15 protein-coding genes, 2 pseudogenes and 1 riboswitch are annotated in these 15,547 nt (G+C 42.9%); of the genes and pseudogenes, 10 read left to right on the plus strand and 7 right to left on the minus strand.

Annotation, left to right across the window (positions count from 1 at the left end):
• The first annotated feature begins 107 nt into the window (after positions 1 to 107).
• The 5 genes and pseudogenes from JCM19037_RS04670 (at position 108) to JCM19037_RS26720 (ending at position 4,644) form a co-directional block, all read left to right on the plus strand.
• Positions 108 to 770 (plus strand): GntR family transcriptional regulator, encoded by a 663-nt coding sequence (locus tag JCM19037_RS04670; protein ID WP_042398351.1) that lies wholly within the window; start codon positions 108 to 110, stop codon positions 768 to 770.
• Positions 771 to 784: 14 nt separating this feature from the next.
• A complete protein-coding gene (locus JCM19037_RS04675) occupies positions 785 to 1,717 on the plus strand; it encodes a DctP family TRAP transporter solute-binding subunit (RefSeq protein WP_042398354.1) in 933 nt (310 codons plus the stop codon).
• Between the two features lie 128 nt (positions 1,718 to 1,845).
• Entirely contained in the window at positions 1,846 to 2,298 is a 453-nt protein-coding gene (locus JCM19037_RS22080; protein ID WP_193744654.1) for a TRAP transporter small permease, read from the plus strand.
• Positions 2,295 to 3,641, plus strand: coding sequence for a TRAP transporter large permease (locus tag JCM19037_RS04685; RefSeq protein ID WP_052363545.1), 1,347 nt, complete (start codon positions 2,295 to 2,297; stop codon positions 3,639 to 3,641). Before JCM19037_RS22080 ends, JCM19037_RS04685 begins: the two co-directional genes overlap by 4 nt.
• 11 nt (positions 3,642 to 3,652) lie before the next feature.
• A pseudogene (locus tag JCM19037_RS26720) lies at positions 3,653 to 4,644 on the plus strand (proline racemase family protein).
• A gap of 57 nt (positions 4,645 to 4,701) precedes the next feature.
• Here the strand turns inward: JCM19037_RS26720 and thiT are convergent.
• The gene (thiT, locus tag JCM19037_RS04695; RefSeq protein WP_042398356.1) at positions 4,702 to 5,259 is read right to left on the minus strand and encodes an energy-coupled thiamine transporter ThiT; all 558 of its coding nucleotides are present in this window, start codon (positions 5,257 to 5,259) and stop codon (positions 4,702 to 4,704) included.
• A gap of 76 nt (positions 5,260 to 5,335) precedes the next feature.
• Positions 5,336 to 5,435, minus strand: a riboswitch (TPP riboswitch).
• Positions 5,436 to 5,503: 68 nt separating this feature from the next.
• Here thiT and JCM19037_RS04700 point away from each other — a divergent pair.
• From JCM19037_RS04700 to ade, 3 genes and pseudogenes are all read left to right on the plus strand, one after another.
• Positions 5,504 to 6,169: an HAD family hydrolase gene (locus JCM19037_RS04700; protein ID WP_052363548.1), complete on the plus strand. Its 666-nt coding sequence runs from the start codon at positions 5,504 to 5,506 to the stop codon at positions 6,167 to 6,169.
• A complete protein-coding gene (locus JCM19037_RS04705) occupies positions 6,145 to 6,633 on the plus strand; it encodes a GNAT family N-acetyltransferase (protein WP_052363549.1) in 489 nt (162 codons plus the stop codon). Before JCM19037_RS04700 ends, JCM19037_RS04705 begins: the two co-directional genes overlap by 25 nt.
• Before the next feature lie 32 nt (positions 6,634 to 6,665).
• Positions 6,666 to 8,467: pseudogene (ade, locus tag JCM19037_RS04710) on the plus strand (adenine deaminase).
• Between the two features lie 30 nt (positions 8,468 to 8,497).
• On the opposite strand, the gene JCM19037_RS04715 reads toward ade, so the two are convergent.
• The gene (locus tag JCM19037_RS04715; protein WP_042398358.1) at positions 8,498 to 9,220 is read right to left on the minus strand and encodes a DUF5694 domain-containing protein; all 723 of its coding nucleotides are present in this window, start codon (positions 9,218 to 9,220) and stop codon (positions 8,498 to 8,500) included.
• Between the two features lie 78 nt (positions 9,221 to 9,298).
• Here JCM19037_RS04715 and JCM19037_RS04720 point away from each other — a divergent pair, with 78 nt between their 5' ends.
• Positions 9,299 to 9,487 carry an SE1832 family protein gene (locus tag JCM19037_RS04720; RefSeq protein WP_042398361.1) on the plus strand — a complete coding sequence of 63 codons (189 nt, stop codon included), beginning with the start codon at positions 9,299 to 9,301 and terminating at the stop codon, positions 9,485 to 9,487.
• Positions 9,488 to 9,532: 45 nt separating this feature from the next.
• Here JCM19037_RS04720 and JCM19037_RS04725 read toward each other — a convergent pair whose 3' ends face one another.
• From JCM19037_RS04725 to JCM19037_RS22095, 5 genes are all read right to left on the minus strand, one after another.
• The gene (locus JCM19037_RS04725; protein ID WP_081829065.1) at positions 9,533 to 10,618 is read right to left on the minus strand and encodes a PAS domain S-box protein; all 1,086 of its coding nucleotides are present in this window, start codon (positions 10,616 to 10,618) and stop codon (positions 9,533 to 9,535) included.
• 146 nt (positions 10,619 to 10,764) lie between these two features.
• The gene (locus JCM19037_RS04730) at positions 10,765 to 11,922 is read right to left on the minus strand and encodes an ABC transporter ATP-binding protein (protein WP_042398363.1); all 1,158 of its coding nucleotides are present in this window, start codon (positions 11,920 to 11,922) and stop codon (positions 10,765 to 10,767) included.
• 95 nt (positions 11,923 to 12,017) lie between these two features.
• Entirely contained in the window at positions 12,018 to 12,935 is a 918-nt protein-coding gene (locus JCM19037_RS04735) for a helix-turn-helix domain-containing protein (protein ID WP_042398365.1), read from the minus strand.
• Positions 12,936 to 12,987: 52 nt separating this feature from the next.
• Positions 12,988 to 13,854: a Cof-type HAD-IIB family hydrolase gene (locus tag JCM19037_RS04740; protein WP_042398368.1), complete on the minus strand. Its 867-nt coding sequence runs from the start codon at positions 13,852 to 13,854 to the stop codon at positions 12,988 to 12,990.
• Between the two features lie 58 nt (positions 13,855 to 13,912).
• A complete protein-coding gene (locus tag JCM19037_RS22095) occupies positions 13,913 to 14,743 on the minus strand; it encodes an STAS domain-containing protein (protein ID WP_052363550.1) in 831 nt (276 codons plus the stop codon).
• Positions 14,744 to 15,001: 258 nt separating this feature from the next.
• Here JCM19037_RS22095 and JCM19037_RS25505 point away from each other — a divergent pair, with 258 nt between their 5' ends.
• Positions 15,002 to 15,175, plus strand: a complete 174-nt coding sequence (locus JCM19037_RS25505; RefSeq protein WP_193744655.1) for a hypothetical protein — start codon at positions 15,002 to 15,004, stop codon at positions 15,173 to 15,175.
• Positions 15,176 to 15,547 lie beyond the last annotated feature (372 nt).

The raw sequence follows: 15,547 nt of genomic DNA on the forward strand, positions 1-15,547 counted from the left end.
CTATATAATAAAAACAAAATGTTTAAAAAGCTGTTGCATAAACCATACACTTGAATTATAATCTGATTATTATAACTGGGATACAATGTGTCAGAAGGGAGGCGCAAATGAAGAAAATAGAGAATTTGTCGATACGGGAGACTGTATTTCAACAGATTCGGCAAGCAATATTAATGCAAGATATACAACCAGGCGAGAAGTTAACTGAAGCAGAAATCGCAGAGCAATTAGGTGTCAGTCGGACACCGGTTCGTGAAGCGCTGCACAAGTTGGAGCAGGAGAATTTGGTTGAAATTCATCCGAGGCGTCATTGTAAAGTTATCGGTATAACACCTTCTGCGATAAGAGAAATCAACATGATTCGTGCGCAATTAGAACCAACAGCAGCTAGGCATGCGACCACTCGCTTAAGTGACCATGAGCTAAACTATATAGGTGGGCTACTCGAGAAGTCGAGGAGACATTCAGATGAAGCCGACATTAAAGGTCTCGTAGAAATTCATGATCAGTTTCATCAAACCATTGTTCAAGGGTCAAATCTTCCTAGAATCACAACAATACTAGAAAACATGCACGAATATATCGTTTCATTTCGTACTTCGTATATGTCTAGGCCAGAACTTGTTCAACGTTCAATAGTAGAACATGAAGCCATCTATTTAGCACTTAAGAATCGAGATGAAGACCTCGTTGAGGAACTATTTAAGAAGCATCTTGAAGGAATATTTGAATATGAGGATGTCGTAATCGAATCGAACCTTACAAACTAAGGGAGACAATCGTTATGCGTAAATTAACGGCGTTATTTGCAGGGCTCCTCATGATCGGTGTACTAAGCGGTTGTGGTAACCAAAGCGAACAAGTTGTACTCAAATTCGCTTATGAATTGCCGCAATCCCACCCTTGGGGACAAGGCGCTGAGCGATTTCAGGAAATTGTTGAAGAAGAATCTGATGGAGAAATTCAAGTTCAGCTTTATGGTGGTGGACAGCTCGGGGATTCCGGTAGGGAAGTACAAGAAAGCGTAGCAATAGGCACGATAGAAATGGGACTCTCATCTACACCATTGGAACAGATGAATCCATACCAGGAGATTTTCTCTTTACCTTACATTTTTTTAAATCGTGAACATGCATGGGCTTCATTAGATAGTGAGGCGGGAGATATGGTTGGAGAGCATTTGTTAGAGTATAACTTGCATCATCTTGCTTTTTGGGAAGACGGGTTTCGCCAAGTGACAAATAGTGTTCGACCTATTGAAATGCCTGAAGATTTTGAAGGTCTAAGAATACGTGTACCAGAAAGTCCTGTTCGAATGGCAACATTTTCGGCATTAGGGTCAAACCCTCTACCGATGAGCTTCTCGGAAGTGTTTACCGCTCTTCAACAAGGCACTGTACATGGACAGGAGAACCCATTGCCCGTCATAGTCAATTCATCATTTTATGACGTACAACCTTATCTGACCCTCACAAATCACGTGTACTCTCCAGCGTCTCTATTTATCAATGAGGACACTTGGCAGAACTTATCAACAGAGCATCAACAGATTATTCAAACCGCCGCTGAAGCAGGTCGAGATTTGAACAGGGACTTAAACGAAAGTGACGAGATTGCATTAGTAGAGCGACTCGAATCTGAAGGAATGGAAGTCTTTGAACTAGAGGATGTTGAGGCATTCCAAGAAGCTACTCAGCGTCTGGGAACCCGTCGTTGAAGGGTTAGGAGAAGAAGGGCAAGAGATTATAGACATGATTGAACAACTCGGAGGTGATTACCATTAAATCATTTCGAGATGTTTTATACCGGTGTATCAAATACGTCAATGTAGGAATCATGTTCTTTATGTTCTCAGTACTTTTATTGCAGTTAATAGGTAGAAATTTGTTCGATATATTGCTTGAGTGGCCTGAAGAAATGGCTCTAATGACGATGATTTGGCTTACATTTTTCGGTGCCTACCAGTGTACTGTCGAAAACACGCATCTAAAAGTAAGTTTTTTGGAAGATCGATTGTCTGAGAAGAATAAGCCTTACTTGGAATTGTTTTCGAAAGTTGCAATGTTAACGTTAGTTTTGCTCGTCACATTTAATACGTATCCGTTAATTTCCATAGTAGGAAATATAGGTACTCCTGTTATGGCAGTCCCTATGTGGGTGCCTTACAGTTTCATATGGGTATCGGCGACGTTAATGTCAATGGAGATCATATGCCAGATCATTGAGACGATTAAAAAAATTGCAACTTTCAAAACAAGTAATGAGCAAGAGGGAGAAACGGTAGGTGAAGTGAGATGACCCCGTTACTTATGCTAATTGTCATACTCATTCTCCTCGTATTAGGGGTTCCTATTGCATTCACACTTGGGCTTACTGCAGTAATGTTTATCGTTCTACAGAGTGATTTCTCACTTACATTTATGACACAGCAATTGTACCTAGGTGCAAACAGTTTTCCATTGCTTGCAATTCCGCTATTCATATTGGCGGGATCGATAATGAATTATAGTGGAATTTCTAAACGTCTAATTAATTTAGCATTATTAATTGTCGGCATCTTTAAGGGTGGACTTGCCTATGTAAATGTGGTTGCATCGGTCTTCTTTGGTGCAATTACAGGAACTGCCGTAGGTGCTAGTGCAGCAGTAGGGCAAATCGTCATTCCAGCAATGGTTGATAAAGGATACCGACGCGGTTTTTCCGCAGCAACCACTTCTGCTGGATCATCGCTAGGAATTTTATTACCACCGAGTGTTCCAATGATTTTATATGCTTCGGTTTCTGGAATTTCTGTTTCTGCACTATTTATGACTGGAATTCCTATCGGGTTAACGATTGCTGCAGGCTTTATGGTTGTTGCATACTTTTTGTCTGCCAAGCAAAAAGGAGAAATTATTGAGAAGTCTGTAAAAGTTGAGAATGTGGGCATTGAGCTACTGAAAAACATCCCTGCATTGCTCGTTCCTGTAATTATTCTTGGAAGTATCCTTACTGGAGTTGCCACACCGACCGAGTCCGCGGCTATCGCTGTTTTTGTAGGGATTGTAGCTGCACTCATCTATCGAGAAATGAGCATGAAAGATTTCTTTGTAGCCATTGAAGATAGTGTGCGGACAACGGCTTTTGTCATGTTCATCGTTGCCTGCGCAGGGTTGCTCGGTTTTGCTTTTGCAGGTTTAGGTGTGGGTCACCAGATGATGGAACCGTTGCTTCAATTTGCGAATGATCCAATTGCCGTAATGTTAATTACTAGTTTAATTCTATTTCTTGGAGGGTTAGTGTTTGACGGTACGGTTATGGTACTCGTCATCGTACCTCTATTCTTGCCTCTTGCTGATGCAGTATCCGTTGATCCGTTGCAGTTTGCTATGGTTGTTCTGATCGTGTGGTCAATTGGCCAACAAACGCCTCCTGTTGCAAGTGGTTTGTATATTACGACTGCTTTAGCGAAGGCGACGATGTGGGAGACGAGTAAATATAACGTCTGGTACATTCTTGTGTTATTAATTGTGTTATTTTTCATGATTTATTTTCCGGATTTATGCTCTATATTCCGAATTTACTCATTGATTAATGTGCTGATGGGGCTTCGTCAAGTTGGCACACACATACTATTTTATCTAAAGGAGACGATCGAATGATTTTTAACAGAATGGTGCAAACAATTGAAACACATACGTTTGGGGAGCCAACTCGAATCATTAATGGTGGTTTATTAAAGTTAAAAGGGGAAACGGTTGCTGAACAACGAGACTACATGGCGGCTAACTTTGAGTGGTTAAGAAATGCAATTATTCAGGAACCTAGAGGCCATCGAGACATGTTTGGGGCAGTCTTGTTACCACCCACTAGGGAAGATGTTGACTTCGGTGTCATTTATATGGACAACACTGGCTTTTTAAATATGTGTGGTCACGCAACGATAGGTGTTTCAACGGCGATTGTTGAACTTGGAATGGTTGAAGTAACAGGAGAAGAAACATCTCTCGTATTGGAAACACCGGCTGGACTTGTGTATCCAAAAGTAAAAATGAAAAATAACCGTGCAGAAAGTGTTCGTTTTGAAAACGTCCCTGGCTTTCTAGAACATCAAGATCTTGAAGTAGAGGTCGAAGGCTTAGGTACGATCAAAACAGATATTAGTTATGGGGCAACTACTTTGCCTGGGTGGACATCGCACAGCTAGATACGAAAATTCATGTATCCAACGGTATGCAGTTGAAAGAATACGCTAGAAGAATTAAAGAAGCGGTAAATCAAAAGGTAAGTGTACAACACCCAACAAAAGATTATATCAATTACATTGATATTGTTACCTTCTTTGGCGAACCGACACTTGAGGAAGCTACGTATAAAAATGTTCATGTATTTAGTGATCGACAAGCGGATCGTTCACCAGGTGGAACAGGTACGACAGCAATGGTTGCTCGCATGGTAGGACGAGGCGAGATGAAAATTGGCGAGGAAATTGTAAGTGAAGGGTTTGTCGGAGGTACGTTTACTGGACGAGCGCTTGAGAGCGTCAAGTTAGGTGAAATGGATGCGGTTCGAACGGAAGTAGAAGGAACAGCGTTTATCAATGGTTTCCAGAATATATTAATGGATCCGAATGATCCGTTCCGTGGCGGTTTTATCGTGAACTAATTGTGCATATGAAAAAAGGGGGGATGAGCATGCGCTCATCCCCCCCTTTTTTCTTTTTTAAGAAACGACCGAAGACTTTAATCGAGCGGGTCGGTTTTTAAGTTTGAAAAATGCCGGTTGAGTTTTTGCAATAAGAAGAATCACACCAAATGTAATGAGTGTTTCTGGCACAAGGTATGAAGTATTATAAATAGCTGAGTAGAGCCAGACGTTCCATCCCTCTGGCGCATATTCGCCAAACCAAACTCCACCGGAGATGATGTGGGCGACGAGACGGAAAAATGATGCAAAGAAAAGGCCGAACAGTGCCCATCGGATGTTTAGTTCTCCTTTTTTGTTCCTGAAAGCAAATGCACCCGCCAGTCCTAATACGGTAAAGGCAACTGGATAGTCTAATAGAAATTGGATGGGGTGAATCATCGAGCTTCCTAAGATTAACTTAATGACACCAACGAGTAGCCCTGTCATCAGACCAACTTTTAAGCCGCGCCGAAATGCCATGACAAAGATCGGCAACATAACAAGGGAGATCGAGCCTCCCATGACCCACGGACCCGCAAACTCAATGCGGTCTAAGATGAGCGCGAGTGCGACCATGAGCGCTGTTTCCACCATGATTAACGTTCTTGTTGCATAAAAAAATCCCCTTTTTGTTTCCACAGGGGGATGCAGGTCCGCACATTAAACGTCGTAATGTGCTCTCCCACTTCCCTACGCTGGTGTTACCCAGATCAGGTTCTAAGAGTCGGGAACGAGTCCCTCTCAGTCTTGCGACACCCCTAGTGGTTGATAATATTCAGACGAATATAGTATATCTTATAGTACAATGAAAGCCAAGCTGTTTTTGGGGAGGTCACGTATGCATAAAGCAATTTTGTTTGACTTAGATGGCACATTACATAACCGACCGAAATCATTGGTAACTTTTTTTCGAGATCAATGCGAGCGTTTCTCAATGAATGTCGATCTGAATAGGTTTGTCGAATTGGACAATGAGGGGATGCGCTGGAAGGATGAGGTATATGAGCAGTTAGTCAAAGAATATCAGTTGCCATTAGACCCTCAACAACTACTAGCCGATTATGTTACTCTGTTTCCGAGGTTCGCACAGCTGTATCCTGACGTTGAGCACACACTGGAACAATTAAAGGCAAAGGATTATAAACTCGGAATCATCTCAAACGGAAAGAAAGGCTTTCAACGAGCGGTATTCAATTCTTTAAGTATTAATGAATATTTTGAATCAGTGATCATTTCAGATGAGGTTGGCTTAAGAAAGCCGGATGCCCGAATTTTCGCATTAGGTATAGAGCAGTTGAACGTACAGCCTGAACAAGCCTTGTATGTTGGGGACCAGTACGACACTGATATTATCGGAAGTCGTAACAAGGGCTTGAAAGCGGCTTGGAAAACGAACGAACAAGTGGATAGTGACGCACATTTCCAGTTTTCATCTTGGCGTCAATTCATACCTAAATTACAACAGTTGGAGGGTGAAACATGGTCATCCGCAAAGCAAAAGTAGAAGATGCCCGGGGCATCGCGCACGTGCATGTGCAAAGTTGGAAAACAACATACTGGGGTATTGTTCCACAAACTTATCTTGATGAGTTGGATGAAACAACGAGAACAGAACATTGGGTAAAGATCATTACAGAGGTGAACAATACGAAGGTAGCCACGAATGAAGAGGGGAAGATCGTAGGCTTTGTCCATTATGGGCGTTCTGAGCGTTATGCGGCGGATGGACAAGTGTACGCCTTATACTTATTAGAATCTTATCAACGAAGAGGCATCGGCGCCCAACTACTAGAGGCGGCTAAAACGGAGTTTCAACGACAAGGTTGGCATACGTATGCGGTTGAGGCGCTCGTCGATAACCCGTCGATGGCATTTTATCGCAACAATCACCCCGTGCATTATTTGCTCAGTTCGTTTACAATTCATGGAAAGGTTCTTCGCGAGTGGGTCATGACATTTAACGTTTGACCCCTCCCGAACCAACGTAAGGAGGAAGCGAAGTGTACGAACGAAAGCCTCAGTTCGAATGCCTTGTGCCATTGAATGAAACGGCACGAGGAGAAAGAAAAGCAACACTTGTCATTAAAAACGCCAAACTCATCAACGTAGTATCTGGTGAAATCTTAGAAAATACAGATGTGGCGGTATGTGAGTCTAGGGTTGCATATGTTGGGGAAAACGCTGATCACACAGTTGGTGACGATACAGAAGTGATTGATGCAAATGGAAAATACTTATCCCCAGGCTTTATTGATGGGCATTGTCACATTGAAAGCAGTCAAATTACCCCGGCGCAATTTGCGAGGGCAGTATTGCCAAAAGGCACAACGAGTGGCTTTTTTGATGCCCATGAAATTACGAATGTTCTTGGTTTGGACGGTCTTAAACTGATGCTCGAAGAGGCGCGGAAAACGCCGATGGCGGCCTATATGCAAGTGGCATCGTGCGTGCCGTCAACGAGTGCAGAGTTTGAAACCAATGGCGCGTCGATTGGCCCGAAAGAAGTGAAAGAGGCATTTACTTGGGGAGACGATATGGTTGCGCTCGGTGAGGTGATGAATTTTCCTGGTGTCGTTTACGGTGACGAAAAGATGATGGGTGAGCTCGAAGAGACGCTTAAAGCAGGCCGAGTAGCTGATGGTCATTATACGTGGGAACCAGATTCCGTTCGCTTGTCAGCATACGCGAGCACTGGCATTAGTGGTGATCATGAAGTGACAACCGCTGAAGATGTCATTGCACGCATTCGCCTCGGACAATACGCGAAGATGCGTCGAGGTTCTGCGTGGCATGATGTTGCAGAGACCATTAAAGCGCACACAGAACACGGTATTAATACACGACGAATGATGCTCGTCACCGATGATCGAAGCCCAGAATCGCTCGTTGATGAAGGCATATGGACTTTGTTATTCGCCACGCCATTGAACAAGGGGTTCACCCTGTCGTCGCCATCCAAATGGCGACGATCAATACAGCTGAAAGATTCGGATTGAGTCAAGATGTCGGAATGATTGCTCCCGGTCGATTTGCTGATTTCGTATTGCTCGAGGGCAAGCTAGAGGACGTTCATGTGGATGTAACGATTTGTGCTGGGACAGTCGTTGCTGAAAACGGAAAAACGGTTGTTGAGATTAAAGGAATCGAGTGGCCAGAGTTTGCGACCCGCTCGGTTCACCTGAAGCGTGACGTGCGACGGAGCGACTTTGAAATCGAGGCACCAACTGTTGTAGACCGCGTGACGGTTCGAACCATTCATGTTCAAGAGAATCAAGTTGGAACGAAAGAAAAGCACGTGAATGTCGCGACGAAGAATAATCAAATCCAACTCGGCAATGAGCTTTGTAAGATGGCAATTATTGAACGCCATGGCGTAAACGGGAACACAGGTCTAGGTATTCTAAGCGGCGTGGGATTTCAACGGCCTGCCGCTATTGCAATGACCGTCGCCCATGATTCGCACAATCTCATGGTGATTGGCAATGACGATGATTTGATGGCCCAAGCTGCAAATCACGTTGCGAGTCACCAAGGAGGAATTGCGTTTGTATCAGGTGATGAAGTGACGATGTTGCCATTACCTGTTGCCGGTCTTATGTCTGACCAACCGTATGAAGAGGTCGCCAACACATCAAAGAAGATTAGTGAAAAGCTAGCAGAAGCAGGTTGTACGATGAACTATGCGTTCATGACACTCTCGCTCCTAGCACTCGTTGTTATTCCAGAAATCCGTTTATCGGATACCGGGCTAGTAAGAATTGGCGATCAAGGCTTTGAAAAAGTCGGATTGTTTGTGGATTGAAAAAAGTGCGAGCCCCTTGGCTCGCACTTTTTAAATATATTGATGTGTGTACTCGAGTGAAAAACAATCCGTACGTTCAATCCAATCTTTTAGTAAATACAAGTGAGAACCACCGATGAGGACAACAATGCGTTCTTCGCCGGTATGGGCCAGACGAGCAATGTTTGCGAGTATCGTTAAGTTCCTTTCATACCACCAATTAACCCAGTGCAACCCAACATGTTGCTCAGCATTTGAAACAGTTAACATTTGCGTGTACATTTGATCTAACTTTTGTGAGAGCTCCATGTTGTTCGCTCTTTTAAAGCGATTGTAAACAGACAGTTCTTGTGATGCAGCTTCTTCTTTTAACATCGGTTCTAATTGATTGGTTTGGAAAGATTCGTAAAAATGAGGCAAATGATCACGTGCCCAAGCTAACGCATCTCCGATTCCATATGTGGGATTTTCTCCCAAATGGTCAATGGCGTGGATTCGTTTCGCTTGTAGTCGAAAGCCAATTTGCTCAATTTCCGTACCATTTAGTATGTGTTCTCCGGTCAAATACAATCTGTAGCGTTCCTCTAACTCTGCTTGCTTTTTTTGATCGAGTTCTACCGCAACGTCTGTCGGTTCAAAGGCAGAAAGTGCACGGACAATCCCGTCAATCGATTGTTCCGTCTCGTCATCAAAACGATGAACTCCTTGATGAATTAAGTCTGGACTCTCATCGAAGTGGAACGTTCCGGCGAGCAATAGCGTAGGTTTCTTCATCTTAGCACCATCCAATCGTTTGATTGCTGAATGAAAAGAAAGATGTTACGTTAGAAAGAACAATGAGGTGAGAAAGTCATGACAGTCCAAGAACTTGAACAGCAGTTGCGAATGCTCAAATCTGATTATGCACGGGTGCAAGGAGATCTGGAAAAGATCGAATCCATCGGGGGAAATCCCCGCCCGGTTACTCGACAGTTGAAGCAATTAGAAGAAGAAATTCATGAAACAAGGCAAAAAATTCATGCAAATTCAAATGAAGAATAGGTAGTATGCTAACGCAAGGATGAGAACACTCATCCTTGCAGTTTTTTATAATAGCTCTTTTAAAGCGGTGCGAACGGTAGAAAACGTTCGGAATGTTGATGTATTGACGCCTCGCAAAACACTTTGCTGAGCCATGTTCGGGCGAATTCCTGTAATGATAAGTTCTGTACCCATTAATGTCAGCATGCTTTGTAAAGACGCTAGTTTCGTACCGAAATCTTCCTCAAATGTATGCAGTCCAGACACATCAATGATCAGTTGTTCTTCTCCTTCTGTGTTTACCTGCTCTAACACTTGAGCGGTCATCATCTGCCAACGCTCTTCGTGAATGACACCAACGAGCGGGAGGACGGCAAGGCCTTCGCTTAACGGAACGACAGGTGTGGATAGATCACGTATTTCTTCCAACGATTCTTCTAATCTTTGCTCCGCTTCTTTTCTGCGTGTAATGTCCTTTTGGACACCAACAAAATATTCTTTGCCAGCTGAATCGACATATACAGGATTAATTAACAACTCATTCCAAAATGCTTGGCCAGATTTTGTATAGTTCATCATCTCTACATAAACAGGTTGATTGGCTGCCAAGGAACGGCGAAGCTTTTGCACATCCGCCTCGTCAGTATGCTCCCCTTGTAAAAACCGACAGTTTTGACCGATAATATCCTCGGCAGCGTAACCGGTCAATGTTTCAAAGCCGCGGTTCGCGTAGATGATCGGATTATCGTCTACACTAGGATCGGTAATGACAATGCCAACTTCGGTATGGTCAAGAACGGATGTCATAAGATCCGTAAATTGCAGATTCGCAACAATCGTCATGTCATCCTCTTGTAGAATTCTTCTGCAGATAATAAAGAGAAGTGAATCGTGCTCATCCTCACCTTCAGTAATTTCCGCTGTAAAAGACAGGGCTTCCCCATGCTTATTCACCAAAATTAAAGCAGCCCCCGGTTCTTCAAGAAGCAGTGACACGTCAGATTTGGTTACTTGTGCTAAAGCTTTGTTTTGGAGCTCATCAACTGTATAGTGTAGTTGGTCACGAAAAGATTGGTTGCTATAACGAATTGTGAAAGTGTTATCTACGACAATGACTGGATCTTTATATTTATCGATAAAGCTCTTAAACAAGCAGTTTCACCCTTTACTTATAAATTACTATCAGTTTACCATTGTTGGTGATAAACTTTCCACTCACAATCGAATCCAAACAACAATCACGTATTATACGCACGCAAAAAAGACCACCTGTGCCATGATGGCACAGGTGGGGATTATCATTCACTGCTTGCGGCAGATTCTTCTTCAGCTTCTTCAGGGACGATTTGTTGCTCATGTGGCGGCTTGATCCGTTGTTCATCGTCTGGGTCGAAGAAGTGAGCTTTATTCATATCAAAACCGAGTTCTAATTGATCGCCTTGTTGAATGTTGCTACGCGGGTTTACAATTCCGACAATTTCTTGCTCGCCGACTTTCGTGTAAAGCACGGCTTCGGAGCCGGTTAATTCAGCAAGGTCAATGGTGACGGCAGCTTTAGAGTCGCTCATTTGGTTTAAGAACGCTTCTTCATCATGAAGGTCTTCTGGACGGATGCCGAGAATGATGTTTTTGTTGTCGTACGGTTTTAAGTAATCAAGTTTATCTTGAGGCAACTTCAATGAAATGTTGTCATCAAACCAGAAGTAGCCGTCTTTTAGCTTGCCATTCAAAAAGTTCATTGAAGGTGAGCCGATGAAGCCACCAACGAAGACATTTTCAGGATACAAATACACTTGCCTCGGGGCTCCGATTTGTTGAATGAAGCCATCTTTCATGACAACGATCCGAGAGGCCATCGTCATCGCCTCTGTCTGATCGTGGGTGACGTAAATGGTCGTTGTTTTTAATCGTTGATGTAGTTTAATAATTTCTGAACGCATTTGTACACGTAACTTTGCATCTAAATTTGATAGTGGCTCATCCATTAAAAATACTTTCGGGTTACGAACGATCGCTCTTCCAAGTGCCACACGTTGGCGCTGACCACCGGATAACGCTTTTGGTTTACGGTTAAGGTAGTCTTCTAATCCGAGAATCTTAGCCGCATTATCCACACGTTCTTTAATGTCAGGTTTCTTGAATTTACGAAGTTTCAAACCAAATGCCATGTTGTCAAACACGTTCATATGTGGATAGAGTGCATAGTTTTGGAATACCATTGCGATATCGCGATCTTTCGGCGATACGTCGTTTACAAGATTATCATCGATGTATAGCGAACCTTCTGAAATCTCTTCTAATCCAGCAATCATACGAAGCGTTGTAGATTTCCCGCAACCAGATGGTCCGACAAATACGATAAATTCTTCATCTTTAATCTTTAAATTAAAGTCAGTTACTGCGGTTACATCCCCGTCGTATCGCTTGTAAATATGGTCCAATTGAATTTCTGCCATAAAAAAATCTCCCCTCATCCACGTTTGAAAATTATTTGATTATTCTAATCGTAAACGTTTTCAATGGGAAAGGCTATGAACAAACTGACCAAAATCTAAACCGAGACTTCGTCAATATGCACGAAAGGAACCGCTTCTCCGGTTAACCATAGGGCAAGATATACAGCAGTTGTGAGGGAGAAGTGCTGAAATACTGGCCCGGCTTGCTCTTGAAATTTGTCTAACCGGTATTGCAACGTATTACGATGAATGTGAAGTTGCCTCGCGGCTTTTGTAAGATTCATTTGTGAATGCAAATACGTAAAAATCGTTCTTCTAAGCTCATGATCAGTGTTTTGTAGGAGTGATTGTTGCCATTGGGTGAGCGCTTTATGAGAATGAGTTTTTACTAAGTCAATTAAAGGGGCATCGGTCGCATTAAAAGATCGACGATGTTGAAACCAAGAAATAAAAAGGTGAAACCGTTCCCGTTCTGCATGAAACATTGCTTTTGCTTTCGAAATGTCGGTGTACGCGCGTGTCACATAATCGTGAACATCTACACTCAAATCTTCCGCTAATGCTTGGAAGGTCGACTGAACGAGGGCAATTTGTTCCGCATGTGAAGGAGTGGAACGTTCAACAATTAATACCCCTTCTTGATCATTTGTCCAAACGACGGAACCGTAGTGGCGAAGCGCCTCAGTAAGTGCACCGCTATGATCAGTAGACGTGTTTAAGTAGTAAAAAATAAAAACATAATCACTATTTTTCATATGTTCGGGAAGGTTGTTGGCATCTTCTAATAATAATTGATACCAGCGTAATTCCGCTTCCGATTGTGAAAGCTCACTAAGCGTGACTCTTTGGAGAAACGTATGGAGCAAACCGCGCTCTTCTGTAGAGACCGTTTTAGGGAATCCGACGAGCTCTTTACGATCTGTATAAAACCAAAGAAATTCATTCGGATCGTCGGTATGTGTTGGGTCCAAGACTAATTGATCGTTGTATAACTTCATAAGTTGAGAACGCATAGAGAAAGCACCCGCCTTTGTTAGAGTGTAACACGGCGAGTGCCCGGAATGGTTATTCAGATAAGACATGTTTTTCGATGGCTTTTGCGACACCATCTTGGTCATGAGTGTCTGTCGTGGCATTCGTTTGACTTTTGATGAAGTCATCTGCATTTCCCATTGATATGCTAAATCCAGATGTGTTAAACATCGACAGGTCATTGTAGTTATCCCCAATAGCAAATGTATCCCCAATGTTTACTTCTAAATGTTTGGAAATGAGCTCTAGCCCGTTTCCTTTTTCCACACCTGCAGGCATAATTTCAACGTTATCTGTACCTGATGAAGTGAATAGTAGATCCTCGTCTGACTCCCATTTGTTGCGAATGCTTTCTAACCGTTCAGGGAATAGCGATAGCACGAGAAACTTATAAGGCGTAAAGTCTTCGGTGAGAATGTCTGACGGATGCTGGAGCGTCTGCAATCCCATCTTCTTAATTTGACGATCTGCTTGCGTTCGAATCGCTTCTTTCACCTTATCGGTATCATCATGTGAATTAGAATAGTCTTCAAGTTCATTCAAGAAATACTGATACGAATCTTTAGAAGCGTAATGCCCGTTTGACGTGCTCAAATGATAATAAAACTTTTGGTCATTCAACCATGTGCCGACTTGTGCGGCGGTTTCACGGTCTAGCCGTTCCTCTTTTAAGATGTGGCCGTGTTTGTCAGCGACAATTGCACCGTTCGCACAAACATAGCCATCTGCCGGAATGCCTGCCTCATGAACGATGTCGCGCGCATCGGTCAAACTTCTACCTGTCGCAACGACAAAGTAATGATCCTTTTGTAGCGCATGGATCACATCTGTTGTATACGTTGAAATGTGACGATCCGAATGAAGAAGCGTTCCATCCATATCAATTGCAACGAGTTTCATGTTGTTTTCTCCACCCATCTTTTATCTATTTTTACATGTTCATTATACGAGAGTTCGATCATTTTTCAGCGAATGGGCGTATGGAATATAAAGCTTGTTCCAAAGTGAGGTACGTTGTAGCATCTTTGAATTTAATCCCGAGTCGTACAATCGTTTGTGATAATTCTGGTCGCATACCTGATAAAGTAACGGTAATTCCGAGCAGTTTTAGCGCATTGATAAGATTGGAAAGGTGTTGCGCGAACCATGTGTTAATGGAGTTAATACCTGACAAATCAATGACTATATAGGAAAGATTTAATTCGGTTGCTCGTTCGAGAGTTTGTGAGTGTAGGTGTTGTGAACGTTCATCGTCTAAATCCCCGATGATTGGAAGAACAGCGATATTCTCCCAAACAGGAACGAGCGGAATAGAAAGGGCGTGCATCTCTTTTCTCGTCAGTTCCAGTGCATGAACTTGAAAGCTGATATAATGGGCGCTCACTTGTTCGACGAGTAACTCTGTTCTTGTGGATAGGTGATGAACAATCGTAAACGCATCTCGAGCAGTTAAGTCTTCTATAGAAACATGCGTCTCAAAAAGGTGCTGAAATGTCTCGCGATAAGCCCGTAATAAAGCAAACAACGTTTGAGAAGAGATTCGATGATTAATAAAAAAATCGACGATTTGCTTTGCCCATTTTTGAATGGTTGCATGATTGTTCGTTAAGTTCTCCTCAGAGGTCATCATGTCAAACCATTGCTTGTGATAAGGCTCTAATGAAGGTAAATCGTCGCCTAGGAATTTTGTAGGTGACTTTTCACGAAGTGTATGTACTAATTGATCTCGCCAATTGTCTGCTTGAGTATGCAATGAAATGAGCTGTTTGGAATAGTGATGGTCTGACAAGCTAGATCCCTCCCGCGTATTGAATCTATAAAAACTCATTATGAACCGTTCCCTTTCTCAGTTTAATATAAACACCAGATCAGAAAATTTCACACTTTTTTAAAAAGATGTTAAGCAATCTATGAACAATTACAAGAAAACTTCAAGCATTGTGAAAAAACCTCAAAAGTCATTCAATACTGAATATCTTTCTGTTATCGTGGGTATTAATCAAGTAAGCAACACAAACTTACGAAATAATTTAAGGAGGAGAATATAATGAATAAGAAACTTATGTATGGAATGTTGTCAGGTGTATTTGCCGTAGGTATGCTCGCTGCATGTGGAGACGTAGATGGTGGTGACGACCCAATGGGCGAAGACGACGACATGGGTGGAGAGCTAGATGATGGTGGTATGGACGATATGGACGATGACGACGGAGATGCTTAATCCGTCCATCTAAAATAAAAACACCCCTTGATTGTACGAATACAATCAAGGGGTGTTTTTTGTGTAGCAGAAACGCTCGTGTATGTGAGCTTCATAACGTGCCATCCTAGTCGCCAAAGAAAGTACTCTAAAAAGCAATGGAAGCAGTTCAGCGTGAACTGCTTGCTCGGGGAAAAGGGATAGGGTTCGTGGCACAAGGGGTGCCTGCCGTATTTTTGTTAAGGAAGGTGGGCGTATGCGGAACAGACTGAGCGCCGCGCCGAATTTTGTTCCGGAGATAGGGCGTGTGCGGACCAGAATGAGCATCGCGCCGAATTTTGTTCCGGAGAGAAGGCCTGTGCGGACCAGAATGAGCGTCGGGCCAAATTTTTT

Source organism: Geomicrobium sp. JCM 19037 (assembly GCF_000698105.1).
Taxonomy (GTDB): domain Bacteria; phylum Bacillota; class Bacilli; order Bacillales; family Marinococcaceae; genus Geomicrobium_A.